At 46.7% G+C, this 25,348-nt stretch carries 20 protein-coding genes and 1 tRNA gene; 7 read left to right on the top strand and 14 right to left on the bottom strand.

Annotation, left to right across the window (positions count from 1 at the left end; all coding sequences use genetic code 11):
* Nucleotides 1–2: 2 nt before the first annotated feature.
* The 6 genes from uxaC to IE165_RS05530 form a co-directional block, all read right to left on the bottom strand.
* Nucleotides 3–1,406, bottom strand: a complete 1,404-nt coding sequence (uxaC, locus tag IE165_RS05555; RefSeq protein ID WP_189625602.1) for a glucuronate isomerase — start codon at nucleotides 1,404–1,406, stop codon at nucleotides 3–5.
* An 11-nt stretch (nucleotides 1,407–1,417) separates the two neighbouring features.
* A complete protein-coding gene (locus IE165_RS05550) occupies nucleotides 1,418–3,064 on the bottom strand; it encodes a UxaA family hydrolase (protein ID WP_189625601.1) in 1,647 nt (548 codons plus the stop codon).
* On the bottom strand, nucleotides 3,046–4,563 hold the full coding sequence (locus IE165_RS05545; RefSeq protein ID WP_189625600.1) for a tagaturonate reductase: 1,518 nt from the start codon (nucleotides 4,561–4,563) through the stop codon (nucleotides 3,046–3,048). The genes IE165_RS05550 and IE165_RS05545 overlap by 19 nt, the downstream gene beginning before the upstream one ends.
* 21 nt (nucleotides 4,564–4,584) lie before the next feature.
* Complete coding sequence (locus IE165_RS05540) at nucleotides 4,585–6,492, bottom strand: glycoside hydrolase family 88/105 protein (protein WP_189625599.1); 1,908 nt, start codon at nucleotides 6,490–6,492, stop codon at nucleotides 4,585–4,587.
* A 354-nt stretch (nucleotides 6,493–6,846) separates the two neighbouring features.
* On the bottom strand, nucleotides 6,847–7,857 hold the full coding sequence (locus tag IE165_RS05535) for a zinc-binding alcohol dehydrogenase family protein (RefSeq protein ID WP_189625598.1): 1,011 nt from the start codon (nucleotides 7,855–7,857) through the stop codon (nucleotides 6,847–6,849).
* 9 nt (nucleotides 7,858–7,866) lie between these two features.
* Nucleotides 7,867–8,619 carry a rhamnogalacturonan acetylesterase gene (locus IE165_RS05530; RefSeq protein WP_189625597.1) on the bottom strand — a complete coding sequence of 251 codons (753 nt, stop codon included), beginning with the start codon at nucleotides 8,617–8,619 and terminating at the stop codon, nucleotides 7,867–7,869.
* A 360-nt stretch (nucleotides 8,620–8,979) separates the two neighbouring features.
* On the opposite strand from IE165_RS05530, the gene IE165_RS05525 reads away from it, so the two are divergent.
* Nucleotides 8,980–9,996, top strand: a complete 1,017-nt coding sequence (locus tag IE165_RS05525; protein WP_189625596.1) for a pectinesterase family protein — start codon at nucleotides 8,980–8,982, stop codon at nucleotides 9,994–9,996.
* Between the two features lie 41 nt (nucleotides 9,997–10,037).
* Here IE165_RS05525 and IE165_RS05520 read toward each other — a convergent pair whose 3' ends face one another.
* From IE165_RS05520 to IE165_RS05510, 3 genes are all read right to left on the bottom strand, one after another.
* Nucleotides 10,038–12,086: a glycoside hydrolase domain-containing protein gene (locus tag IE165_RS05520; protein WP_189625595.1), complete on the bottom strand. Its 2,049-nt coding sequence runs from the start codon at nucleotides 12,084–12,086 to the stop codon at nucleotides 10,038–10,040.
* Between the two features lie 184 nt (nucleotides 12,087–12,270).
* The gene (locus IE165_RS05515; protein WP_189625594.1) at nucleotides 12,271–14,301 is read right to left on the bottom strand and encodes a beta-N-acetylhexosaminidase; all 2,031 of its coding nucleotides are present in this window, start codon (nucleotides 14,299–14,301) and stop codon (nucleotides 12,271–12,273) included.
* A 374-nt stretch (nucleotides 14,302–14,675) separates the two neighbouring features.
* Nucleotides 14,676–14,747 (bottom strand) — tRNA-Arg (locus IE165_RS05510).
* A gap of 179 nt (nucleotides 14,748–14,926) precedes the next feature.
* On the opposite strand from IE165_RS05510, the gene IE165_RS05505 reads away from it, so the two are divergent.
* The 6 genes from IE165_RS05505 to IE165_RS05480 all read left to right on the top strand — a co-directional run bounded on the left by IE165_RS05505 (nucleotide 14,927) and on the right by IE165_RS05480 (nucleotide 21,017).
* Nucleotides 14,927–15,559 (top strand): peroxiredoxin, encoded by a 633-nt coding sequence (locus IE165_RS05505; RefSeq protein WP_189625593.1) that lies wholly within the window; start codon nucleotides 14,927–14,929, stop codon nucleotides 15,557–15,559.
* A 61-nt stretch (nucleotides 15,560–15,620) separates the two neighbouring features.
* On the top strand, nucleotides 15,621–15,935 hold the full coding sequence (locus IE165_RS05500; RefSeq protein ID WP_189625592.1) for a thioredoxin family protein: 315 nt from the start codon (nucleotides 15,621–15,623) through the stop codon (nucleotides 15,933–15,935).
* Nucleotides 15,916–16,173, top strand: a complete 258-nt coding sequence (locus IE165_RS05495; protein WP_189625591.1) for a DUF6952 family protein — start codon at nucleotides 15,916–15,918, stop codon at nucleotides 16,171–16,173. Before IE165_RS05500 ends, IE165_RS05495 begins: the two co-directional genes overlap by 20 nt.
* A gap of 389 nt (nucleotides 16,174–16,562) precedes the next feature.
* Entirely contained in the window at nucleotides 16,563–19,001 is a 2,439-nt protein-coding gene (locus IE165_RS05490; protein ID WP_189625590.1) for a PIG-L family deacetylase, read from the top strand.
* 15 nt (nucleotides 19,002–19,016) lie between these two features.
* Nucleotides 19,017–19,214, top strand: a complete 198-nt coding sequence (locus tag IE165_RS05485) for a hypothetical protein (RefSeq protein ID WP_189625589.1) — start codon at nucleotides 19,017–19,019, stop codon at nucleotides 19,212–19,214.
* A 105-nt stretch (nucleotides 19,215–19,319) separates the two neighbouring features.
* Nucleotides 19,320–21,017, top strand: coding sequence for a sodium:solute symporter family protein (locus IE165_RS05480; protein WP_189625588.1), 1,698 nt, complete (start codon nucleotides 19,320–19,322; stop codon nucleotides 21,015–21,017).
* On the opposite strand, the gene IE165_RS05475 is transcribed toward IE165_RS05480, so the two are convergent.
* Genes IE165_RS05475 through IE165_RS05455 form a run of 5 tightly spaced genes read right to left on the bottom strand, consistent with a single transcriptional unit; the run spans nucleotide 20,997 to nucleotide 25,330 of the window.
* Nucleotides 20,997–21,899, bottom strand: a complete 903-nt coding sequence (locus IE165_RS05475; RefSeq protein ID WP_229826363.1) for an N-acetylmuramoyl-L-alanine amidase — start codon at nucleotides 21,897–21,899, stop codon at nucleotides 20,997–20,999. The genes IE165_RS05480 and IE165_RS05475 overlap by 21 nt on opposite strands.
* 12 nt (nucleotides 21,900–21,911) lie before the next feature.
* Nucleotides 21,912–22,919 (bottom strand): DUF3078 domain-containing protein, encoded by a 1,008-nt coding sequence (locus tag IE165_RS05470; RefSeq protein WP_189625587.1) that lies wholly within the window; start codon nucleotides 22,917–22,919, stop codon nucleotides 21,912–21,914.
* Nucleotides 22,920–22,923: 4 nt separating this feature from the next.
* The gene (locus IE165_RS05465) at nucleotides 22,924–23,685 is read right to left on the bottom strand and encodes a protein kinase family protein (protein ID WP_189625586.1); all 762 of its coding nucleotides are present in this window, start codon (nucleotides 23,683–23,685) and stop codon (nucleotides 22,924–22,926) included.
* Between the two features lie 58 nt (nucleotides 23,686–23,743).
* Nucleotides 23,744–24,595, bottom strand: coding sequence for a glucosaminidase domain-containing protein (locus tag IE165_RS05460; protein ID WP_189625585.1), 852 nt, complete (start codon nucleotides 24,593–24,595; stop codon nucleotides 23,744–23,746).
* Nucleotides 24,596–25,330 carry a glucosaminidase domain and LysM peptidoglycan-binding domain-containing protein gene (locus tag IE165_RS05455; protein ID WP_189625584.1) on the bottom strand — a complete coding sequence of 245 codons (735 nt, stop codon included), beginning with the start codon at nucleotides 25,328–25,330 and terminating at the stop codon, nucleotides 24,596–24,598.
* Between the last annotated feature and the right edge of the window lie 18 nt (nucleotides 25,331–25,348).

Raw genomic sequence — 25,348 nt, 5'->3', positions numbered from 1 at the left:
GGCTATTTAAAGTTGAAATATTCCTTCGCATTATGGTAGCTAATGTCGCTTACAATCTTTCCGATCCATTCTAGATCGTTTGGCAACTCTCCTTTTTCGATATCCTCCCCGAAAATATCGCAGATCAAGCGACGGAAATATTCGTGTCTTGGGAAGGATAGGAAGCTGCGCGAATCCGTCAGCATACCCACGAGGCGGCTTAATAAGCCCATGTTGGAAAGTGCATTGATCTGCTTGGTCATTCCATCTTTTTGATCCAAGAACCACCAAGCCGAGCCAAACTGCACCTTACCTTTCACGGAACCGTCGTTAAAATTGCCGATCATGGTTGCTATCAATTCATTATCTGCCGGGTTGAGGTTGTAAAGAATCGTCTTGGCTAAGCGATCCTGGTTGTCTAGCCGGTTAAGGAATTTCGACAATGCACGCGCCTGGCTAAAATCGCCGATCGAATCCCACCCCGTATCGGGGCCATTGGCACGCAGCATCCGCGCGTTGTTATTGCGCAGGGCGCCTAGGTGGTACTGTTGCACCCAACCTTTTTCGTGATCCCATTCAGCAAACTGCAGCAGCATAGCCGATTTGAATTTCAGGTTTTCTGAATAGCTTATGTCCTGTTTCGATCGTATCTTTTGGAAGATACGGGCAATCTCCTCATCGGTGTAGTCTTCCGCGTAGATCTGTTCCAAGCCATGGTCGGACACCGAACAGCCATTTTCGGCAAAGAAATCATGCCGTGATTTCAGTGCATCGAGGTAATCTTGGTAACTGCTGATTGAGCGGTTGGTAACCGCCTCTACCTGCTCAATGTAGGCATTGAGCGCCGAAAGGTCGTCGCTGTTCATCGCTTTATCCGGACGAAAGGCGGGCAGCATCTTGAAGCTCTCCTGCTCTTGCGCAAATTGTTGGTGGAAGTTGAGCGCATCGATGGGGTCATCCGTGGTGCATACCACCTCCACGTTCATGCGCTGCAAGAGGCCACGCACATCATAGCCCGGTTCTGCCAGCTTGGCCGCCGTCTCTTCGTAGATTTTCTCTGCCGTTTTGGGCGACAAAAGGTCTGTAATGCCAAAGTAACGCTGCAATTCCAAGTGTGTCCAGTGATACAGCGGATTGCGCAAGGTATAAGGAACAGTTTCTGCCCATTTCAAAAACTTCTCTTTGTCGGAAGCATCGCCTGTTATATACTTCTCGGCCACGCCGTTGGTACGCATCGCCCGCCATTTGTAGTGATCGCCATTTAGCCACACTTGGCTGATGTTCTCGAAGCGGCTGTTGTTCGCGATCTGCTCCGGAATCAAGTGGTTATGATAATCGATGATGGGCTGGTTTTTTGCAAATCGGTGGTAGAGATCCTGCGCCGTTTTGCTCTGCAATAAAAAATTATCGTCTAAAAATGCTTTCATATTTTTATTTTTTAAAGACTTACGCCCCTCTTCCAAGGGATAAAGTCGTCCTGATTTAGCTGTACGGCTTTGGGGATCACCTCTCCACTGGCCGCTTTGATACAATATTCGAGGATATCTTCACCCATTTCCTCGATGGTCTTTTTGCCATCAATAATGGCTCCTGTGTTGATATCGATGATATCGGCCATCCTCGCCGCGAGGGCATTGTTGGTCGCCACTTTGATAACCGGACAGATGGGATTGCCAGTAGGCGTACCCAGCCCCGTGGTAAACAGGATCAAGGTAGCTCCCGAAGCTGTTTTGCCGGTGGTTGCCTCGACATCATTGCCTGGCGTACAAACGAGATTTAAGCCCGGCTTGGTTGCCTCTTCGGTATAATCAAGCACATCCACCACGGGCGAGTTTCCGCCTTTTTTTGCCGCGCCTGTACTTTTTATAGCATCGGTTATTAATCCGTCGCGGATATTGCCGGGGGATGGGTTCATATGGAAGCCGGAGCCCACATTTTCGGCCGCTTGGCTGTAGGCGCCCATCAGGGCCATAAATTTGTGTGCCGCTTCGGGTTCGATGGTGCGGTCGATTAGGTTTTGCTCGGCGCCGCACAATTCTGGAAATTCAGCCAGCAGCACTTTTCCCCCTAAGGCAACCAGTAGATCGGAGGTATAGCCTACCGCTGGATTCGCAGAAATACCGCTAAAGCCGTCGCTACCACCACATTTTACGCCCAGCGTCAGCTTGCTAAGCGGCACGGGTTGCCGGGTAAACTTATTGATATCCACCAAACCGGCGAAGGTTTTCTGTATCGCTTCTTTGATGAGCTGCTCTTCGCTTTTGGACTGTTGTTGTTCAAAGACGAACATCGGTTTATCAAACTGCGGGTTGCGCGCTTTGATATCCTCCAATAGATCCGTCAACTGCAAGTTCTGACAGCCTAAGCTCAATACGGTAACACCGGCCACATTGGGGTGATCGGCATAGGCAGCAAGCAATTTACCCAAAACCGCAGCATCTTGGCGAATGCCACCGCAGCCGCCCTGGTGATTCAGGAATTTGATGCCATCCACATTTTTGAACACCCTGTTTTGTTTATGCGTAAAGGCGCTAAGCTCTTCAGGAGATAAATCCGCAAGATCCCGGCCCTCTTCGTAGGCCGCTAATAACTCCCGGGTAAATGCGCGGTACTTTCCGGTCACGGAATAGCCTAGCTCATTGTACAATGCCTCTTTAATGACATCGAGGTTTCTGTTCTCACAAAATACGGTGGGGATAAACAACCAGTAGTTTGCCGTGCCGGCGCGGCCATCGCTACGCAGGTAGCCGTTGAATGTGCGACCAGCGAAACGGGAAACATCCGGCGCCTCCCAATGGTAGTTGTACGGCCGGAACGTATAGGGATCGGCCGCGTGTTTGGTGTTGTCAGTATGCATCAATCCACCCCGCGGAATGGCATATTGTGCTTTGCCCACCAGCACGCCGTACATATAGATCTCATCGGCAGGCTGCATATCCTGCATAAAAAATTTATGCTTGGCCGGAATATCATCCACCAAGGTATAGTCAACTCCTTCAAACGTAAAGATCGATCCTTTTGGTAAATCCTTTAACGCAACCAATACGTTATCCTTCGGATGAATCCTTAATATGCTACTTGCCATGTCGTGTTTAACTTTTCTATTGTTTTCAATACGCCTTCGGCGTTGATTTCGTCCAGGTAATATTGGACAGTAGCGGCAAAATCTGGATATGCATTCAAATCCTTGCCCCATAGGCTATCATCGCTTAGCACCTGCTTTACGACGGTTCGTGGATCTTTCCAATACGTTTGTAGTTGCGGCGCAAACTCGTCTTGGAGTACCACATTGTTCCCATTTATCGCCTGTATATACTGGCCGTCAACGCCTTGTGTATCCATGAATTTAAGATAGGCTGCAAAACCCAATGCAATATGTTGCGGCGGCGCCGGATTTTTATTGTACCACTTCTCCAGCAACGCTATATTGCGCATATTCATCTTCGAGGTAAAGTTTAGTGCGATATTTTCCCAGCGGTGATCCAAAAAAGGATTGCTGAAACGGTCGATCACACTATTGGCAAATGTATCCACATCCTGTTGCTCGATATATGGGCCTATAATAGCTTGGCCAATTTCTTTCTGCATCAATCCCTGTACAAATTGGCGGAAGACTTCGTTGTTCATCGCTTCCTTCACGGTCACGAATCCACTCCAAAGCGCTGCTGCGCAGCTTAAGGTATGTGTTCCGTTTAGCAGCCGCAACTTGATTTCCTTAAATTTGTCGATGGACGGCACCAGCACTATGCCGGCATCGACGGACGCGAAAGAAAGTTTGTCGCGCACGCGGTCTGAGTCCGTTTCAATGGCCCATAAGCTAAAGGGCTCGGCCATGATCATGAGCTCGTCTTGATAACCTAAAAGCCCTTCCGTTGCTTCCTGCTCTGCAGCAGGCAAACGCCCCGGCACAATACGATCTACCAACGTGTTGCAAAAATCGTTAGCCTCTTCCAGCCACGCTATAAATGCCGTTTCGAGGTTATGCTGTGCAGACAAGCCCAATACTATTTTTTTCAGCTTTTGCGCATTTTCTGCGATCAGCTCGGTAGGCAAAATGACAAGTCCTTTTTCCGGATCCCCGTTGAAATAGCCAAAACGCTCGTATAGAATGGCCAATAATTTGCCCGGGAACGATGCCGGCGGAGCATCCGTCAGCTTATCATTGCTCATTACAATGCCCACCTCGGTGGTATTGGAAAACACCACTTGCAGATCTGGGTTTTTAGCTGCTTCTAAAATGCTGCTCCAGTCGGTGGAAGCAGATAATACGCGCGAGATCGCATTATTCAATGTATACTGCACAACCTCCTTGCCGTCTTTTTTGCCTTTGATACATACTGTATACAGGCCATCCTGCTGTTCGAAAGCGTCGGCCCCAGCTGTGCTCGTTGACTTCACCACCAAAATGCGCCCGTTGAACAGCCCTTGTTTATTTGCCTGATCCACATAGTAATCGGGTAACCCCCGTAGTAAGACACCCGTGCCAAACTGCAAAACACGCTCTGGCAAAGTAAAGGACGCTGGATTCGGAAGATCCACCGGTGCAGCATTTATTTTCTGTACATTCTCTCTTGAAAGCAACATGATACTATTCTTGTTTTATCGTTATTTCGTCTGTTTGATCAACCAACTGACCAGCTCGTGGGCAGCTTCGAAGTTTTGGTATTCAGCAGGCAATTTCCGTCCATCCGTATATTCGTTGTACAACCAAGGGTCGCCAATGGCAAATACGGTTCCTTTACCGTATTTCGCGGAGACAATGATGTTGTCACCATTATCCTGCACAACGGCTTTGGCAGGCTGCTTAACCTGCATGGTAGAGATTTCCTTGATGTAGATTTTTTTCGTACGATCGAAAATACCCGTTCCGGCAGGGATCTCGATGGCTCCCATCTCAAATTGGTCGCCTTTCACCTTGTTTCGGCTATCTTCATTAAAGGTAATGCCAAACTGCTGCGGCAGGATATTGAACTTGCTGATCTCGCAATTGCCTACATCGTTTGAGAAAAGCACCAAGACGCCTCCCTTATGCACCCAGTTGGCAATTTCCTTGGCTTGGGCCTCCGTCATAAAGTTCGGCTTTGCGGTTTCCTTCTCGGTATCGGGATCCACGATAAGGTAGATTTTGCTCTTCGCTAAGTTTTGGCTGGTAGGTGCATCGGGCAATGTATGCAAGGCGCCACCGTGCTGCTCAAAAATGCGGCCCAAGAGGGAGAAGCCATTATTGTCATCGCCATTCCACAGGTAGTGATAGGGTTCCATTCGCCCGCTAGGGCTTTTCTTGAATTCTTTGTTGTAGAAATTATCGAGCGTCACGAGCACCTTGTTCTTCGGCTGGGGACTCTCGGCAAATTCCACTTCGGAGGAGGCCAAGATAAACGCGCCTACACCTTTGGGGTCGTTTGTACGGATCGGCTCACTCATATAATATGCAAAACTGCCGTCGCGGTATTTTTTTCCGCCGAGCCCGGATACCTCTACCACGCGGTTCAGATCGACGCGATCAGGCCCCGCGGGTGTCACAAATTCTTTAAGCAAACCCGCATAGCCTTTTTGGACATGCTTCTGGAAAGACGGCTTCACATACCCCTTCCGAACAGCCTTGGCCATCGCATAGACAAACATACTGGAAGCGGATGCCTCGACATAATTACCTTCGCGCTTGCCCAGGTCGATCACATCATACCAAACGCCGGTTTTTGGATCCTGAAACTTTGCGGCTGCGTTCAAGGTGCGCCTGAGGATCCCAACCAACTCTCCGCGCCGAGGATGATCTTCCGGAAAATTATCAAGCACATCCACCAAGGCCATGGCAAACCACCCCATTCCACGACCCCAAAAATGTTTGGATAATCCGGTGTTCGGATCGGCCCAGCGCTCTTGCTTAGACTCGTCCCATCCATGGTACAGCAACCCAGTCTTGGTATCCCGCGCGTGGCTTTCCATATAAGTGAACTGGTTGACCACATCATCGTAGATACTTGGGATATTCATCAGCGCCGCATATTCCGTATAGAATGGCTGCGCCATATACAGACCGTCTAGCCACATTTGATAAGGGTAGACCTTTTTATGCCAAAAACCACCTTCATGGGTGCGGGGATGTGTTTTCAACTGGGCATACAGTTTCTCGCTGGCCTTTAAATACTTCTGTCTGCCGGTTACCTTATACAACAATAAAAGGGAGCGCCCATTTTTTACGTGGTCAATGTTATACTCCGTCGCCCTATAATTACGGATTTCCCCGTCTTCAGCGACATATCGATCCATCCAATTTTGGATATAATTGAAGTAAGTGGCATCTCCCGTATTGCGCCATACCTCGGCCATACCTTCTAGGACAACGCCCATATCGTAAGTCCAAGTGGGGCCCTTTTCAGCATTCGTGAATCGAGCATCCTTAAAGAGCTTGTCCATCGCCGTTAGGGCCATCTGCTCAGAAATGGCTTTTTGGGCCGCTGCATATGTCGAAATGCATAACAAACAAAATATAAAGATTACATGTTTTTTCATCGTGGTAAATGTCTTATCATCATTTAATGGTTCGCGCCATTGCTTTCACAATGTCGCGTGATCGGATTCCCCTCCCGCTATTGTTTATCCATCTGGCATGGTCTTACTCCACATCGGTAGCGCTTCTTTTTACAGTTCTTTAGGCATGACCGGTGATGGTGAAGCTACGCCTCGGCGATTGGCTGCAGGGAAATTTAGCCATTAAATTTGGGTTTATAAGGCTTAGGTGCCGAATTTAAAAACGCAAACGTTATCGGTAACGTTTGCGTATCGTTAAAAATACGTTCTAAAAACGGAGCGGATGTATTTTCCACAAAATATCTTCGCTGGCTACCGTATCCGGGTTACCATAGATCAGTCAAACTCAATGACGGTTTTGATCCCTTTTGCAAGTGGTGTACGGGGATCTTCAAAGAGCGCTGCCGCATCTGCAAAATTTACCCTACGCGTAATAAACTGTTCGGGTTTCAGCGATCCATCAGCTAAGCGATCCATCACATACTGGAAGTCGCTGCCTAAGGCATTTCGGCTGCTCATTAAGGTCCCTTCGCGTTTATGAAACTCGGGATGGCTGAAGTGGATTTCCTCTTTCTGCAGGCCCACCAATACATAACGCGCACCATGGGCCATATAGTTGAAGGCGTTATTGATCGCTGCGGTGTTGCCCGTAGCATCAAACAATAATGTCGGCATATCACCTTGCGTAATCTCTTGCAACCGCTCCTGCACATGACCATCCCGGCCGGAGAGGATATGAAGTGCGCCCAAATCCTTGGCGTGTTGCAGGCGTTCGGCATCTACATCCAGCGCGATCACCTTCGCTCCGGCAATTGCCGCCAAGGCAACAATCCCAAGACCGATTGGTCCAGCACCAATTACCAATACGTATTCCCCCGGATTGATCCCGCCACGCTGTATGCCGTGCGCGCCTATAGCCAAGGGTTCAACCAACACCAGATCATCATAATCGAGACCCTCCGCTTTGCGGAGCGCCCCAGAAGGCACCAGCACATACTCTGCCATGGCCCCGTCGACATGCACCCCCAGCACCTGCATATCGGCGGCGCAATTTGCCTTACCCATACGCGAGGCTATATCTTTTCCTTCGGTAAAATAAGGGATCACCGTTACTTTATCGCCCTCGGAAAATCCCACGGCATCGCCTTTCACGAAATCAGCAGCGACTTCGTGCCCAAGCACGCGGGGGTAGGAGAAAAATGGCTGCCGGCCGGCGAACGCATGAATATCCGTCCCACATATTCCGATTTTTCGAACACGCAATAAGGATTGCCCGATGCCCGGCTCGGGGATTGCTTCCTCCACATAGGCAAAGCTGCCCGGTTCTACACACACAAGTTTTTTCATGCTATATATTTACAATTGTTTCTTCAATTCTTTGGCCAACGGTATACCTTGACGTCGCAATGCTGCGGCAACCAATTGGGCAATAGTTCCTGCTCCTTCCACATTCAGGTGGGTATTGTCCACGACCCCATCCGGATAGTTGACAGAACCCTCGGGCAGATGTAGAAAATAATCCTTGGATCCGCGCTCACCCTTTGCTGTCAACAATTCACCCGTGAGTGTTGTCAGGTCAATCAACGGAACGTCTAGGCTATCTGCCAATTCCATGACAGCGTGTGCGTATGCCTGGTGGGTATTGATCAACTTTCCATTCCTGAAAGAGCGACGCGCAATTGGGGTCATTAAAATCGGATTAGCTTTTTTTGCACGGGCGGCCTGCACAAAAAGCGTCAAATTGGCTTTGTATTCATCTACTGTCACCCCGACGTTCGGCTTATTGACTTTTTCGTCGTTGTGCCCAAACTGCACAAGCAGGTAATCTCCTTCCTGAAGCCCCTGTTTGACGGTGTCCCACAGCCCCTGTTGAATGAACGATTTCGTACTCCGTCCGTTTTTAGCGGTGTTCTTAACCAGCACGTTATCTCCAAATAGTTGGGCAAAGGCCACGCCCCAGCCTGTTTCCGGATACTTGTTTTCGGCCTTGATGGCCATGGTCGAGTCGCCCATCATCCAGATCGTCAGTTTCTCTGGCGGCCTGCAAAAGCCAAATAGAATGAACAATACCATCAGGCTGCCAAAGCCGTAAATAAAATTCTTGTTCATGACCGTCCTATATTTATGCTGGTTTATGCGCTGAATTTCTACATTTTTTTGCATTAATCCATAAAATTAAACGCAATCGTTGCCGGTAACGATTGCATAGTTAGCTGTTGGGATGCGCGAGGAAATTTTGTATCCTTGTCATGACCACTGTAAATCCAAAATCGTTCCGATGCATAATTTTCTGCTATTGTCGCTTTTCTCCGTGTTGACAACACCGACGGCACGCAGGTGCTGCGCTCCAAAAATATCTATGGACCGAGTGAGCGAAAAGTGTTGATGGATCAGGGAAAGACGCCTATCAACGATAGTGGCCATGCCGAAATCGACTGGTTTAGGATAGAACCTTTAAAATAAATACTGATGCAACTCAAGACGACTCTGCTATGCTCCATCCTGTGTTTTTTGCTGTGGGGAGCGGGCGCACAAACGACGGACAATCGACTGGAGCTTGTGGTATCGCAAGCGGGCGATGCTGATTTCAAAACGATCCAAGAGGCGATCAACCAAGTAAGGGATCATGCGGAAAGGCTGGTTACCATACATATCAAAGCGGGTACCTACCACGAGAAAATCGTGATTCCGGGCTATAAAAGAAATGTCCGATTACAAGGGGAGGGGCGCGAAAAAACAATCATCAGCTTTGACGACTATTCGGGCAAGCCCTTTCGTGGTATTGACGTGACGGGAAATGCGAACTATAGCACTTATACGTCCTACGTGCTGCTGATGGCGGCCAACGACTGTAGCTTGGAGGATCTGACCATCATCAACACGGCCGGTCGCGTAGGACAAGCGGTGGCCCTGCATACGGAAGGCGACCGCATCAGCATCCGCAATTGCAATATCTTGGGCAACCAAGACAGCTTTTACTTGGCCAAAGCGGGCACACGAAATTTTATAGAGAATTGTTTGATCTCCGGAACAACGGATTTTATATTCGGCGCCGCAACGGCCTACTTCCTGCATTGCCAAATAGAGAGCCTGAGCAATTCCTACATTACGGCGGCTTCGACCACCGCACATGACAAGCATGGCTTTGTATTTGATGCATGCACGCTGCTTGCAAAAGATAGTGCAGTAACCCAAGTTTACTTGGGACGACCCTGGCGCCCCTATGCGAAAACGGTATTCATCGACTGCGAACTGGGCAAGCATATCGTCTCGGAGGGTTGGCATGCTTGGCCGGGAGACAAGAACTTCCCCAACAAGGAGCAAACAGCCTTTTACGCAGAATATGGTAGCAAAGGCCCCGGCGGCACTGATGTATCCAAGCGCGTATCTTGGTCTAGGCAGTTGCGCAGACAGGATCTCCGGCAGTATACAATGTCGGCTGTTCTAGGCGATTGGAAACCTTCAGACAAACAGCACCGTCTTTAAGCAAACCGGCGGCTCAGGCTTTGGCCACCTACAAGGGGATATCAGTCTTTATTTTCTAGATCTGCAATCCAAATCGTATCCTGGCCATACTCGCTCGGCTGCTCGGTCGCATCGATCTCCAGATGACCGCCTTTTGCAATTTCATCGTGGGTTAGCCAAAGGCGATTCAGGTCTTTGCCATTGAGGCGGACACGTTGTATATATCGGTTTTCCGGCTTGAAATGGTGAACGGTGATGCTCAACGTGTGATTTCCCTTTCCGATGCTGATAGATTGAAAAAGCGGAACGCTAAGATAATACACAGGTGCGCCAACTAAGGGTTGTTGCAGTCCCAGAGCTGTCATGACAAACCAACCCGACATCGCGCCCGCATCATCATCCATCGTGCGCACAAACGCTTTAGGCTCGTTTTTGTAGATCCGGTCAATAAACGGATCGATACCACGGCTGTTATCGTTAAAATAATATTGCACAACGGTATCCAGCGCGAGCTCTTGCACCAACGATTGGTATCGCCACGGTTTATCGCTTGCATAGTAAAGCGTGGGCGACTGTATGTCGGGCTCGTTGGCACGATTGAAATAGTAATGGTCAAAAAAATCATCCAACTGCTTGGACAACGTTGCTTTACCGCCTATCAGCTTGGTAAGACCGACGAGGTCGTAAGGCACATTCCATCGGTATTGCCGTATTGTCCCCTGATACATATTGCGCGCAGACATACGATCCACATCTCGTTTCGACAAATCATGGAATTCGTCCTGCCACACCTTCCTATAGCTTCGGGCACGATGATCATAATGTGCTTTTTCGCTTGGCAATAACCGTCCCATCGCCCACATATCGTAGGCCGCCTCCAAATATTTATCTGGTTTGCTGAAATCAAACCGAGCGGTATCCCGGATCAGTGAATCGCGAATGCTTTCGACATCGACATGGAACCCTTTTCGCTGGGCATCGAGCAGCACAACAGCAGCATGCTCGGTCCGAACGGAGTTCGCCGGCTCATGCGGACCGGCAAAATCATACTTCCCATATCTGTACAGGTCGGCAATAGCGGATATCATATCCTCATACTTGTCCGGAAATGCTAAGGCAAGCAGCGGAAGCTGCGTCTTGTAATTGTCCCAAATGGCCCATCCGTGATAACGCTGTCCTTTGGTATGGTGGATCTGCCCATCGGTGCCGCGATACCTACCATCGGCTTCCGAGGTGCGATAGGGCGACTGTAACGTGCGATAGAACAAGCTATAAAATAGCTTCGCGCGATCCGCATCGCCCTCGACTCGGATATGGGATAGCTGCTCTTCCCAATGCTGTTGCGATTTTCTTTTCAGGGTGGTATAGTCGATGGCCCTGTTTTTTCGCAAGATTTGCAAAGCTGACGCCTCATCGACAGCAGAGAACGCGATCTTCAGCGAGACCTCTTCGGTATCGTCATCCAAAAGGAGATCGATCTCCTTTTCCGCCTGAACAACCTCACCTGCAGGTAAGTCAATCGCGTAGTATATGGTATAGACGCCCACGTGGCACGTTGTCTTCGCTCGGACCGTCCCAAGGATTGTCCCATCTGCCATGCGCTTGTAGTTATTCGAAACGAAAGCACCATTAAAGGCATGGTGGAGCAACAAGCGGATGCCCTTTTTCCCTTTTCCAAAGGTGTATTGATGGACTCCTAAGTTTTGGTGCACGGCAAAACGTGCTTGGATACCTTCCTTTAGATCAATTTCATAAAAACCCGGGCCAGCACGCTCGGCCACTTTCTCCAATACCGTAACGTTTTCGCCCACATAGGGCTGTGCCATGAGCACACCGCCGCTTCCCATGCAGCCGACACCTTCAAAACGGTTGTGCGTGAAACCTACAATTTTCTTTGCGTAATGCTCGTAACCCGCATGAAGATTCGGATAGGTCTGTGGCGCAATGTTCATTTGATGAAAGGGGGAGGAGGCCCCGGGAGACAGCTGTCCATGATCGCCAGAGGTCCCCAAAAAAACATTGACCTGATCGACAGTTTGCTGGGCCGATAGCGTTCTACACGCCGCAGTCAACAAAAGAAAAAAAATATATGGTTTAAGTTGTGGAAACATGCTTAAAATAATTTTAAGCTAAAATAAGGATTTAAAACGGTTTAGCGAACCCACTTCAAGTACAAATTACATAGGTTGCTGGCTGCCGCCCCGTCAAAAGGACGCAAAGAAAATCTTCGCGACCCATGGCGGATTTCTTCAAGTATCCAACTACCTAAAAGTCGATTCTCCAGTAATACCTAATTTAATTACGCGGTTTTTCCGTAAACCGGAAGGGTTTATAGGGGGATAGATTGAATGTGACATTACCCCAAGATTCGTTGCTGCTGTCGCCCGCGATATCTGCCTGTAGTGTATAAGTCGCTCCCGCATTAAAGTGATTGACCGCTAAGCTGTAGAAAAACATATCTTTTTTAAATGGAATGCCCCGGAATTTATCTGCCAATGCTTCGTGTGTATCTTCCGCGATTACCTGCCCATTTTCCAGCAATTTCACGTTTTTGACTTTCAGGTACGATTTTCCCTTGGTGTAGAAAAATCCGGCCTGCGCGGCCCCATTGGCATATACACGATCCGTGACGTCCCATGTTGCAGTTCGATATTGCGGATCTACCTGCGACGGATCCCATTGCCCGACAATGTAACCCCCGGGTTGATAGTAATCAATTTTTAATTCGTCTAACCGTGCATAATGCGCATCTAGGCGGCGGAGAAAGTCTGCTACATTTTTATTTTCAACGCTGGTCCAACCGATTTCTGCTACGGCAAGTAAGCGAGGGAAATTCTGCACGTTTACGTCTTTAACTTCTTGGGGGACGGCGGGCCACATATTCGCCTGAATGCCCAAAACAAACTTTTTCTCTTCCTGTGTTAGATCAGCATGAGGATCATAGGCATACACGTTTTCAATCGTGTTGGCACCTCCATAATTGAGATCCGCCATCGTTCCGTCGTGGCGGTCCCTCTGTGTGATATCGAAATATAACGGATAGGCGGGTGTCGCAACAGCATGGAAACCATTTTTTGCCGCCTGCTTCACAGCCTCGGCCCCTAACCACGACATGATTGCAGTAGATTTCGGTAACTGCGATGCATCTGCCAGGATATCGTTCCAACCGATGGGTTGCTTTCCCCTTTTATGAATCATATTGCTCACGCGAGTCACAAAGTAACTTTGCAATTCCTCCACTTTAGCCATTCCTTTCTCACGCATGAAGGCCTGGACGTGCGGCTCCTCCTCCCATAGCCGATGGACCACTTCGTCACCGCCAAAATGGATATATTTTGAGGGAAATAGCTGCGCGACTTCTGCAAATATGTTATCAAGGAAATCATACACCTTCTCATTGGTGGGGTCTAAGGGATTGGGCGTAAATTGAAAACCCCAATATCCCCAAGATGCTCTGAACGGAAATACGTAATCCGGTGCAGCAACTTTATTCGTGCCCAACTCAGGGTGCGTCAAAATAATGGGCCAACAATGGCCAGGAACGTCAATTTCAGGAACGATGGTAATGTGTCTCTCCGCTCCATAGGCGATCAACTCTTTAATTTGTGCTTGCGTGTAGTATCCACTTCGCGTTGCTGGTTGCTGATGAATAGCCGCGAACACCGTGGTTTTTGGCGAGGTCAGTTCGGGGTACTTCTTGATTTCCAGCCTCCAGCCTTGGTCGTCAGTGAGGTGTAAATGGAGTGTATTCATTTTATAAAGTGCCAATACATCCATATATTTCTTTAGGAACTCCACGTCATAAAACGTCCGACTAACGTCCTGCATATAGCCTCGCCAACTGAATCGCGGAAAATCGCGTATAGCGAGTTGCGGCAGCACAATCCCTTCCGCTAGGCTTTGCTCTCCAGCTTCTACTGCAGGCACACAGAGCTGCCGTAATGTCTGCGAACCGTAAAAGATTCCTCTGCCCGTTTTTGCCTTCACAACAACCTCTGTGGCCGTGATGTCCAAGGTGTAACCTTCTTCATTGTCTACGTCCAATTCTTCATCGATTTCAAACCTTATTTTGCTCTGTTTCGACTTCTTCTTTATCGGCAATGCATATCCCGTAGCATTCCTTACAAGCTCCGCAAACAACGACACATCCCGTTCGTTAGCGCCCTTCAAAACGATGGTCGTTTCTTTTCCGATTCGATAGTCACCATTTTTGACCTCCATCGCATAGGGCTTGGGAATAATGGAAGGGGTCGATGGCGGGGTTTGTCCAACAGCCAGTAGGGTGGCCAGCAAACAAAGAAACAAAAGATAGAACCGATGCGTCATGTTAATGTCTTTAGGATTATAATGGGCTAATTTACTGAAATAACCGATCTATGGAACCGCCCTTTGTAAAGCAATCGTTTGTCCTATTTTTGTTCTAGTTGATACCTTTTTATAGTCAAAGATCGTGTTTAATGTCTAATATGTAACTACAACAAACCGGAAGAGGATCAAATGGCCGAATCCTTGATGAGAAATCGAACTTTGGAAAAAAGGCCATAACAACATCAAGGAATAGGTTTTTCAAGCAATACTACACAATAGGCTAAAATCTTGATACACATATTGAACTATAAATGACCGGGCAGTAACAGTTTGCTTCAGAGAATTTTATTGGTATAAAAAAGGAGACAACCGATAATTCGTGTCTCCTTAAGTAGCCCCGAGCAGAATCGAACTGCTATCAAATGTTTAGGAAACATCTATTCTATCCGTTGAACTACGGGGCCAATCAGCAATAATAGCTAACCGCACAAAAATAACCTTTTTATTGGTTTTATTAAATAATCATAATTTATATAATCATTGGCCTAAATATAGATTTTAACAATAATAGATCAACAATTTCGATTCGTTGTAGGCCAAAAAAAGAGTATTTTTGCAGCAGAAAAATAAGAACAATATATTTATGAGTTTTACAGGTAAAAATTTCCCGAACATCACCGTTGATGCCATTGACTATTTAGGTGACTATATCGCCCTTAACGTTTTTGAAAAAGCACAAGCAGAAGGTAAAAAAGTACTGCTTTTTTGGTATCCAAAGGATTTCACTTTTGTTTGTCCAACAGAGTTGCATGCATTTCAAGAGCAGGCAGAGGAGTTTGCTAAACGCAATACCATACTTGTTGGTGCGTCCTGTGATTCGGCAGAGGTACACTTTGCTTGGTTGAACACATCAAAAGATAATGGCGGTATCGAAGGAGTAGAATATCCATTGATTGCCGATACAAATCGTAACCTTTCCAGTGTATTGGGTATTTTGGAGATGAAAGAAGTGGAGCATCCGGAATATGGCACGTTGGTAGAAGGATCAGCGGTATCTTACCGTGCAACATATTTGATCGACGAAACCGGCAAAGTATTTCATGAGTCTGTCAACGATATGCCTTTAGGACGTAACGTGAAAGAGTATATCCGCCTGATTGACGCTTACACCCATGTTCAACAACATGGCGAAGTTTGTCCCGCAAACTGGGAGGAAGGAAAGGATGCGATGCATGCTACCCGCGAAGGCGTTGCCTCTTACCTCTCGGCCAACTAATAACATTATTTATCAGAAAGGAAGGGTTTTCGGCCTTCCTTTCTTCTCATATATTTTAAACATGCTACAAGAATTAGATAACGATTCTTTACAAGATATTGTGAAGAGCAATGAAACCGTAATGGTTCAATTTTCCGCATCTTGGTGCGGCAACTGCCGGATCATGAAGCCGAAATTTAAAAAGCTTTCTACGGAACACGAAGGCGTTTCCTTTATTATTGTTGACGCAGAGAAGTTCCCTGAATCCAGAAAATTAGCCAATGTGAACAATTTGCCAACCTTCGCTGCATTCAAAAATGGCGAACTGGTAAACCAAGTACAGACCAACAAAATTGACGGACTTATAGATTTATTAAATGAAGTTACCAGTAATTAAACACCTGATCGAATTCATCGAACAGAATGATGTTGATTTTGTGTTAGAAACCATAGAAACGCTGGAGGCGCTTACCGAAGTTCCTTCCCTGAAAGATGAAGAGCTTGACGTTATTGGCGAGCTGATATCCAACATGTATGGAGCCGTCGAGGTTGACAAGCTAATCAAACAAGGAACCTCAAAAAAAGAAGCATTGAACGGCTTCATGCAGCGTGTTTTGGGCGCTATTGATAAATAGTCCAAAAACTTTGTTACACCTATGTTCTTAGAAAACATATAACCACAGGTCTTACACGGCAATACTGTTCAAAACTTAGTGGATGTGGAAAAGTTTTTTGTCGTAGTGGTAACATATCCTGGTAAATAATACTATTTTTACTAATACTAAAGGTTACTATTTTAAAAACTGTCGACAACTACGGTTGGTTTTTTCGAAATTCAAAATGGCTGAGTTGGAGCTGTAGGCAAAAAGATTTTTAATTGTTGGTAAAGGGATTCTAATGGCGATTGGAGTCCCTTTATTTTTGGGTATAGGCAGCAACGAAGACCCGTCTACGTCTTATGCGCTCACAAAACTTTTACCTGAAAAGGTATGCGCGGCAACAAAATATTTTCTATTTTTAAATTATGGGCAGACACTATATCCGCATCATTATTGCATGCTTTTTCGTTAAACTTTCTGCAGCACAAGTTCCTGCTTCTGTATCATCCGCCGATATCCTTCAGAAGCTAGATCGTCTTGCGGTATTGGGCTCGGCACTTTATTTTGCGGCACACCCGGATGATGAAAACACCAAGCTCATCGCATATCTCGCTTCCGAACGGAAGGTGCGAACGGCCTATCTTTCGCTGACACGTGGCGATGGAGGTCAAAATCTTATCGGAACAGAACAAGGTATAGAGTTGGGGCTCATACGCACGCAAGAACTACTACAAGCACGACGGATCGATGCTGGAGAACAATATTTTTCTTCCGCATATGACTTTGGTTTTTCGAAAACCTATGAGGAGACTTTCCGCTTTTGGAAAAAAAATCAGGTGCTCCGGGAAGCGGTATGGCTGATCAGAAAATTAAAACCTGATATTATCATAACCCGTTTTCCTCCGGATGAGAGGGGTGGTCACGGACATCATCAAGCTTCGGCCATCTTGGCGCACGAGGCCTTTCTTGCCGCTGCGGATCCAACAAAGTTTCCTGATCAATTACAGGAAGTAGATGTGTGGCAAGCCAAGCGCCTGCTTTGGAATACGGCCAGTTTCATGCGCATGCAGGGGGAGAGCAGCAATCAATTGAAGATTGATATCGGTCATTTCAACCCCTTATTGGGCCAATCCTACGGAGAGATATCCGCTTTAAGTAGGTCGCAACATAAAAGCCAAGGATTTGGATCTGCATCGTCGGATGGTAAGTTTATCGAATCCTTTGAATATGTTGCGGGCGAAAAAGCGACAACCGACCTCTTCGACGGTATTGACCTGACCTGGAATCGGGTGGAGGGTGGTGGCGCTATCCAAAAAGATATCGACCACCTGCGTGCCTCTTTTGACGATCGCGCACCTCAAAAATCGATTCCTGACCTAGCGTCGGTATGGAAGAAGGTCCAACAGCTGGCCGATGGTTATTGGAAAGCCAGAAAAACCCAGGAGCTGGAAGACCTACTTGTGGCATGTGGTGGTATACGCATCGCATCGCTAACCGCTAGTGCGCGATCTGTAGCGGGGCATGCGGTTCCATTCAAGACGGAAGCCATTGCACGTAATCCAAATGTTCCAATCGTTGTCCAACGAATAAACGGACAGGAAATAAACCAGCAATTGCCCGAAAATGAAGTAGCAATCTTTGAGGGTACCGTAGATCGGGTAGAAATCACCCAGCCCTACTGGTTGAAAAAGCCTCATAGTCTGGGAAAATTTGACGTAGCACCTGAGTATTACGGCTATCCGATGAGTCCCGATCTGCCTTCAGTAACGATCGATCTATTGATCGCCGGAGTTCCCGTTTCCATAAAGCAAGCTCTTCGCTATCGTTTTGTGGATCCCGTGCGCGGCGAGGTGCAAGAGTATTTGGAGGTCGTGCCGCCTGTCAGCGCCTCGCTGTCGCAAGATGTCGTCTTGATACCTAAAGGAGAAGAACGGACAGTGGAGATCACATTTCAAAGAAATATACCCTCAACAAATTACATCCAAGTCAAACTTGATGCTGCAAGCGAGGGCTGGGAGATTCGGCCGCAAGTAATTGATCTTGATTTTCCGGAAAATGCGAATACCGTCACCAAGCGCATTCAGATCGCCAATGTATCCGCACAAGAAGGCGATACGCTAGCCTTTCACAGCGCAGGACATCCGCTAAAGGCTATTCGCGAAATTGCATATGACCACATCCCGCGGCAGGCATGGTTCCCAGACTTGGCATTAAAGCTGCAGCCGATATCATTGGTGAACCCCATAAAACGTGTGGGCTATATTATGGGCGCTGGCGATCTGATTCCGGAATCCTTGCGGAGTCTGGGTATCCAAGTCGATCTGCTCGATGCGGCAAAGTTGAACAGCACGCTCTTGGCGCAATACGATGCAATTATCTTTGGGGTGCGTGCACTCAACGTCATCCCGAATATCGGGAGAGCGCTGCCTTCCCTCTATACCTATGCACGGGACGGGGGCGTTGTGCTCCTGCAATACAATGTCAACAGTCGCCTACAGGAGGAAAATTTTGCGCCCCAGCCGTTTACGCTTTCTAGGGCACGCGTCACCGAGGAAGATGCGGACGTCGCATTTACGGACAATAGCGATCCCGCATTGAATTTTCCAAATAAGATCACGGAAGCAGATTTTGATGGATGGGTGCAAGAACGAGGCCTATATTTCGCAGAACATATAGACTCGAGCTATCGTACACCACTGGCGATGGCCGACGAGAATGAGCCGACACACAAAGGCTCATTATTGATTCACAAGATGGGAAAAGGTAAGTTTGTCTATACGGGTCTATCTTTTTTTAGACAATTGCCAGCAGGAGTTCCCGGAGCTACCAGATTATTTGTAAATTTGTTAGCAAAAGAAAATTAGCATATATATTTCATCATGGAAAATCACGTAGAAAAGAACGACACGATAGATGCAAAAAGCATTATACTATTGGTTGGAACAATCTTTGGCGCTTTAATTTCTATTGTTGTTAGCGGGACATTTTTAGGCTTCATTGCCGGGGCCGTTATTGGTCTGATCTTCGCTATCTTCTTTATTAGCGTATTGTTACCCGAAAAACCCAGTGATCGATAACGGTTTACCTCCCCGGGTAAAAAGCTGGCGACAGTTTTATATACTGGTATGTATATGGCTTGTCGCCTGCATTTTGTGCATGTATTGGTTTACTGCATTTTTTTCATGAGTACGGTCGACTGGGTTGTACTCTTTCTAACGTTGCTCCTGATCATCGCGTATGGGATGTATAGGAGTAGGGGAATTAAAAATATCGAGGGATACCTGGTTGGCGATCGGCAGCTACCTTGGTATAATGTGGGCCTTTCCGTTATGGCCACACAGGCCAGTGCCATTACTTTTCTTTCTGCCCCCGGACTGGCCTACAGTTCTGGAATGAGTTTCGTCCAGTTCTATTTCGGCTTACCTTTAGCCATGATTGTTCTTTGCATCACTTTTGTGCCCATTTTTCACAAGTTGAAGGTTTACACGGCCTACGAGTTTTTAGAAAGGCGATTTGATGTCAATACGCGGATCTTAACCGCATCGCTATTTCTTATACAACGGGGGGTATCCACAGGGATCACCATATTTGCACCCGCTATCATTCTATCCAGTATATTAAGTCTTGACGTTACCTATACCACGTTGATCATCGGCTCGGCCGTTATCTTATACACGGTTTGGGGCGGTACTAAGGCTGTTTCCTATACGCAGCTTCTTCAAATGGGGATTATATTCGCCTCCCTTCTGGCCGCAGGATTTATGGTGGTGCATTTGCTGCCGGCAGAAATTGGATTCACAGAAGCCCTTCATATCGCCGGTAAATCTGGAAAAACAAATGCTATTGACTGGAGCTGGGATCTAGATAACCAATATACAGTATGGACAGGATTAATCGGCGGATTCTTCCTTCAGCTGTCCTATTTCGGCACCGATCAAAGTCAGGTTGGCCGATATCTAACTGGTTCGTCCGTACGAGACTCTCGCTTGGGACTACTCATGAACGGCCTGTTGAAAATTCCCATGCAATTTTGCATCCTTTTGATTGGCGTACTCGTTTTCACGTATTATCAATTCCATACGGCACCCTTGTTTTTTAATAGGGTAGAGGTGGATAAGGTCCAGCAAAGCGAATACCGCGAGACATATGACGCCATTATCATGCGTCATGAGGCCGTATCCGATAAAAAGAAGCAAGCAGTCAATCAGCTGGTTCGCGCGCTGCAGGAAAAAGACGAAAACCAGGTAACCGCCGTTCGCAGAGATCTGGAAAAGTATGGAGAGCAAGACAAAGCCTTGCGTGCAGAAGTCGAACAAGTACTGAAAACGAACGATGAAAAGGCGGATCTAAACGACAACAATTACATCTTTCTTTCTTTCGTTACCTCCGTTTTTCCTACAGGTCTAATCGGACTTTTAATCGCCGTCATCTTTTTAGCTTCTATGGGTGCAACGGCCAGTGCGATCAATTCGCTCTCATCTACTACGGTTATCGACATCTATAAGCGTTTCATTAACAAGAAAGGAAGTGATAGGGGCTACCTAAACGCCTCTAGGATATTTACACTTGGTTGGGGATTGATTAGCCTTGCTGTTGCATTATATGCCAGTCGGCTAGGAAACCTTCTCGAGGCCGTCAATATTTTGGGATCCTTGTTTTATGGAACTATACTGGGCATCTTCATCGTCGCATTCTATATCAAGCGGGTCAAGGGCAGAGCTGTTTTTATCGCGGCGATACTGTCTGAAATTCTTGTATGCGCGATTTGGAAGGCAGATATCATGGCCTACCTATGGCTAAATCTCGTTGGATGCTTTTCGGTGATTCTGTTGGGACTAATTGGCCAATCCCTGCTCAAATCAAAAATACCGTCGGTATAAATTGAAAAGAACGCGTCTATCATAGTCTGTCAGCACTTCGCTTACATCGGTCACGATAAATTTCCGTTTGAAGGCAATAATGGCTGCTCGCAAATTTGTTACATCGTAACCGATAATACGTAAAGCATCCACCTCATTAAAAGTCACTGGAGGCGCCGCTAGATTGGATTCATCGTACCATACCCCGAAGCCGCGATCGGCCAGTCGTTTCCACGGGAAGAATAAACTGGGATCATCCTTTCGGGTTGGAGCAATATCAGCATGCCCGATAAAGTTGGTAAAAGGGATTTGATATTTAGTTTTCAGGGAATCCAACAACACGAGAAGGGATTGAATCTGGGCTTCCGCAAAGGGCTCTCGACCATTGTTATCAAGCTCGATGCCCAAAGATACCGAATTCATATCCGTGATATTTCCCCATTTGGATTTTCCAGCATGCCAGGAGCGAAGATAGTCGTTAAGCATCTGGACAACACGCCCATCTTTTCCGATGACATAGTGTGCAGACACTTTGGTATGCTGCAACTGAAAGGTACGGATGGTTTGGTTAATGCTGTGCTGCGCCGTATGGTGTATAACGACGAAGTTTGGCTTGCGGATGTCGTAATGTATGGCTTCGGTCCAATCGGCACTTTTGTTGATTCCCGCGCGCATCAACAGCTGCACGCGATCTTCTGTCGTCATGATCGGCGGAATAGCTTCGGCCTGCGCCTCGGTCACGGCAGCCTCGCCCAAGCTAGGAAGCAGGGTAGAGTCTATGCTGATCTTAAGCGTATCCGTTCGAATAATGGGCGCATTGGTTGCCTGCAACACCCTACGCTTAGGTGTGCTACAAGCGATAAACAGCCCCAATAGGGGAAATAAAAGTAACCGTTTGTTCAAGTTTGCGCGATGTTATCGAGGTAGGCTGTATAAAATCCCTAATGCTAGTGCCTGACTCACTTGGACGCCCGGCTGCTCCAACGAGTTGTACACGATGATACCCGTCAAGGAAACATTCACCAAACTGGTAACCTTCGCCGTTAAAACTGCGTCTAGTCGATGCGCAGGGTCACCCAAATCGGTATAATCTGCAAACATATTGTACCTAGATTTCAAATGCAGGTTTTTCGATAGATTTCTATCCAAGTTGGCCGTAAGCTGGAAGGCTAAGTCATTTCTAAATGTCTTTCCCTCTTCCATCCCATACCGAGTTGGAAACCTACGCGTAACTTCTTCATCACGGACTAAAGTCTGACGGGCCGTACCTGTACCTAAACGTAAAGAAAATGTATTGTCTGGCTTATATTCCAAACCGAAGGATTCCGTGAAATATCCTGGTGCCATGAAATTCGATTCTCTTCCGGTAATGAATTCCCGATTAAGACTGTCTCGCCCATACGTATTCCCCGCATCAAATTGCGATTCAAACGTAAAGGAAAAGTACAAAGCCCAAGCTTGGGAAAGTTTATAGGCGAATTTATTATCCCAAAATATGCGGTCAATATTTTTTTTGGAAAGCGTGTTCGCTTCTCTATCCAAAAAATCATTTTGGATTCTTCCGTAACGTAAGTCTAACTCCGTTGTGAAGTTGAGATTATTTTTATTGTATTCCGACTTATGCCATCCGGTTCCCAAAATAGCGATGGAGTTGACACCACCGGTATTCCAGTGTTTATTAAAATACGCCTGATTGAGGTTCAACCCTAGCTTCGTCCAATGCTTCCAATAGTCGACTTCTAATCCCAACTTGGGAATCGGCACAATCACTTGATTGATATTCGAAACGGGAGATTTCGGCGCTTCCACATAGCTGGTATCCGGTTTTGCACGAAGTCTTTTCAAATCTATTTGTGCAAAGCCCCATTGGCTAGCCAAAAGCGTAAGAACTACTAAAAGTAATTTGATTCTGTTAAACATCATCTTCTTAATTATTAACTTCTAAATTAATGTCAGGCAACGTTGGTAAAAAGCGCAAGTTAGGATTTAATTTAAATATTTCATACTTGCTGCGTATATAGGCGGAAAGTTCGTAAGGCGAAGCTACGGAAACAAAGTAATAGGTCGGTCTGTAATTGCGCATAAAATTATTTAGCTTTTGTCCCGAAAGCCCGGTCAAATTGGATACTAAATCGGGCGTAAATTTCGAATCGATCACGTTTTCTTCATATTCTTGTCTAATAAGGCTGGTGAGTCTTCTTGCGTTCTTTCCCTCCCGGCTAAGCATATTGTAAATAGATCCTATGCTTAAGCCTGCTCCAGTTGGGCCAACACTGAATATGGATCCCGGATCAGCCAGCTTAAAGGCCTTGCTAAAGTCTTCTTGCCGCTGCTTCAGTACCTCTTCCGGCGATCGGCGAGCTACGACATTGACCTCCGGAATGTAAATCGATGAGCGCTTTAGATAAATCATAAGTACCTGCTGCCCTGTATATCGGATGGTATCTGTAAAAAAACCTTCCTTTGTCGTGACGACCATATCACCTAAAGCAACGTTCAAGTCAAATTCGCCCCTCAAATTATTAAAGGTATTCTCTTTCGTTTTTTCATTCTTTATAAACACCTTTCCAATCCGTTGATTCGTATCCTTATCAAAAACGATGCCCTGAACAGGCTTTATCTGTGCGTAACTGTAAAAAGAAAAAAAAGAAATGAGGAAAGTAAACAGTATATGCTTTATGATTTCCACGCTTATAAAACTACTGGAAAGATTTTTAGGTTTTCATTTTTTAACACCTTTTATGCTTTTACTTGGTGATGACCAAAAGCTGTCCTATAGAAAGGTTGTCAGATTCCAGCCCGTTCAACTGCTTCAATTGCTCGACAGATACGTTATATCGTTTGCTAATGCTGAATAGCGTATCCGTTGCTTTGACTTCATGGATAACCATAGCAACTGCCGTTTTTATTTCTTCCGTTGTTGCTTCAGGCTCTACGGCGGCTTTTTCTTCGATAATTTCCTCGACCTTCACTTCGCGCTGCTCTTTCGCGACATAGGAGCGCTCCGCACGATCGTACTGGTACAGTTCGTAGCGTTCGATTAAATCGATCAACAGATCGGGATAGCGCGGGTTTGTTGCATAGCCGGCTTCCTTCAAACCTTTCGCCCAGCCGCGATAGTCGTCCTTGTTCAACATAAATAGCTTTTCGTATCGCTTGCGAAGTAAAAACTGGCTGTGGTCTTTAAAGGATTGCTCGGGGTTATCGTACACACGAAAACAGTCGTTGGGATTGTCATCCGGCCTGCTGACCGACCTGCCGCTCCAAATACCCCCACACTTTATGCCGAAATGGTTATTCGCCTCTTTCGCCAAATAACTGTTCCCATTGCCCGACTCAAGCAGTGCCTGCGCTAGCTTAATACTCGCTGGAATGCCGAACTGATTCATCTCAGCGATAGCAATATCTTTATAGCGCGCAATATAATCTGTGCCCGATGTCGAAACGCTTCCCTTACGGTTCGGAATGGAGCCAAAGGTGCCTGTACGTGGTTTTGAAGAAGTCGATGGCGACTGTAACACTTTAGACCTTTGAGAAGAACAGGCGCCAAAAACGAGCATAAACAGCAAGAGAAAAGGGAAAAAACAGTTTCTTTTCATTTAAAGCAATAAACGTTGGCCAATGGATAGTCTGGAAGATTGGAGGTTATTTCGTTTTTTTAATGCTTCGATAGAAGTATCGTAGCGCTTAGCCACAGATGATAGGGTTTCACCTTTCCGCACGATATGGGTTTGGGCGGCATGAAATGTAGGAGCGGATTCGTTTTTCTCCATCTCATTTAGTAGTACATCGGCGGACTTATGGGTGCTTTCTGCGAGCACGGCGGGCAGTGGCGTAGACTGCTGATCATATTCGTCCAAATTGTACCGGTTGATCGTCGCCAATATTTTCGCTGACCAAGTTCCTGTCGTAGAATAACCCGAGCGACCTATTCCCTTGACCCAACTCTTATAGTCTTCTTGGCCATAATCATCGAACAGGCTGCTGGTCGATCGCCTTCTCTTCAAGAAACTGATAAAATCTAGATAGGATTCTCGTACAGAACTGTATCCCTTATAAGCAGAACGGATGGTACGGCTACTATTTTTTCCTTTGATACCAAAGTGGTTATTTAGGTGTTGGGCTATCTTGCTGTTTCCATAGGCACTTTCGTGAATGGCAACTGCAAGAATAACCGACGCGGGAACCCCGGTCTCGATCATGAGCTGCTGTGCGATATTTTTGTGCTCAGCGATATAGCTACTCGGCGAAAATTTTTGTGCAATTGTCGTCTTGACAGTAAACACAAACATCAGTAGCACAAGGATGCACTTACCGATACCTGTCTTTTGCATAGATTTGCTTTTAGTTCA

It is taken from the genome of Sphingobacterium griseoflavum (genome assembly GCF_014653155.1).
In the GTDB taxonomy this organism is placed as follows: domain Bacteria; phylum Bacteroidota; class Bacteroidia; order Sphingobacteriales; family Sphingobacteriaceae; genus Sphingobacterium; species Sphingobacterium griseoflavum.
This window is presented reverse-complemented; position numbering and strand designations above follow the sequence as displayed.

Excerpts from the sequence above, each read along its gene's own strand:
- uxaC (WP_189625602.1), bottom strand. The coding sequence starts at position 1,406 with ATGAAAGCATTTTTAGACGATAATTTTTTATTGCAGAGCAAAACGGCG.
- IE165_RS05550 (WP_189625601.1), bottom strand. The coding sequence starts at position 3,064 with ATGGCAAGTAGCATATTAAGGATTCATCCGAAGGATAACGTATTGGTT.
- IE165_RS05545 (WP_189625600.1), bottom strand. The coding sequence starts at position 4,563 with ATGTTGCTTTCAAGAGAGAATGTACAGAAAATAAATGCTGCACCGGTG.
- IE165_RS05540 (WP_189625599.1), bottom strand. The coding sequence starts at position 6,492 with ATGAAAAAACATGTAATCTTTATATTTTGTTTGTTATGCATTTCGACA.
- IE165_RS05535 (WP_189625598.1), bottom strand. The coding sequence starts at position 7,857 with ATGAAAAAACTTGTGTGTGTAGAACCGGGCAGCTTTGCCTATGTGGAG.
- IE165_RS05530 (WP_189625597.1), bottom strand. The coding sequence starts at position 8,619 with ATGAACAAGAATTTTATTTACGGCTTTGGCAGCCTGATGGTATTGTTC.
- IE165_RS05525 (WP_189625596.1), top strand. The coding sequence starts at position 8,980 with ATGCAACTCAAGACGACTCTGCTATGCTCCATCCTGTGTTTTTTGCTG.
- IE165_RS05520 (WP_189625595.1), bottom strand. The coding sequence starts at position 12,086 with ATGTTTCCACAACTTAAACCATATATTTTTTTTCTTTTGTTGACTGCG.
- IE165_RS05515 (WP_189625594.1), bottom strand. The coding sequence starts at position 14,301 with ATGACGCATCGGTTCTATCTTTTGTTTCTTTGTTTGCTGGCCACCCTA.
- IE165_RS05505 (WP_189625593.1), top strand. The coding sequence starts at position 14,927 with ATGAGTTTTACAGGTAAAAATTTCCCGAACATCACCGTTGATGCCATT.
- IE165_RS05500 (WP_189625592.1), top strand. The coding sequence starts at position 15,621 with ATGCTACAAGAATTAGATAACGATTCTTTACAAGATATTGTGAAGAGC.
- IE165_RS05495 (WP_189625591.1), top strand. The coding sequence starts at position 15,916 with ATGAAGTTACCAGTAATTAAACACCTGATCGAATTCATCGAACAGAAT.
- IE165_RS05490 (WP_189625590.1), top strand. The coding sequence starts at position 16,563 with ATGGGCAGACACTATATCCGCATCATTATTGCATGCTTTTTCGTTAAA.
- IE165_RS05485 (WP_189625589.1), top strand. The coding sequence starts at position 19,017 with ATGGAAAATCACGTAGAAAAGAACGACACGATAGATGCAAAAAGCATT.
- IE165_RS05480 (WP_189625588.1), top strand. The coding sequence starts at position 19,320 with ATGAGTACGGTCGACTGGGTTGTACTCTTTCTAACGTTGCTCCTGATC.
- IE165_RS05470 (WP_189625587.1), bottom strand. The coding sequence starts at position 22,919 with ATGATGTTTAACAGAATCAAATTACTTTTAGTAGTTCTTACGCTTTTG.
- IE165_RS05460 (WP_189625585.1), bottom strand. The coding sequence starts at position 24,595 with ATGAAAAGAAACTGTTTTTTCCCTTTTCTCTTGCTGTTTATGCTCGTT.
- IE165_RS05455 (WP_189625584.1), bottom strand. The coding sequence starts at position 25,330 with ATGCAAAAGACAGGTATCGGTAAGTGCATCCTTGTGCTACTGATGTTT.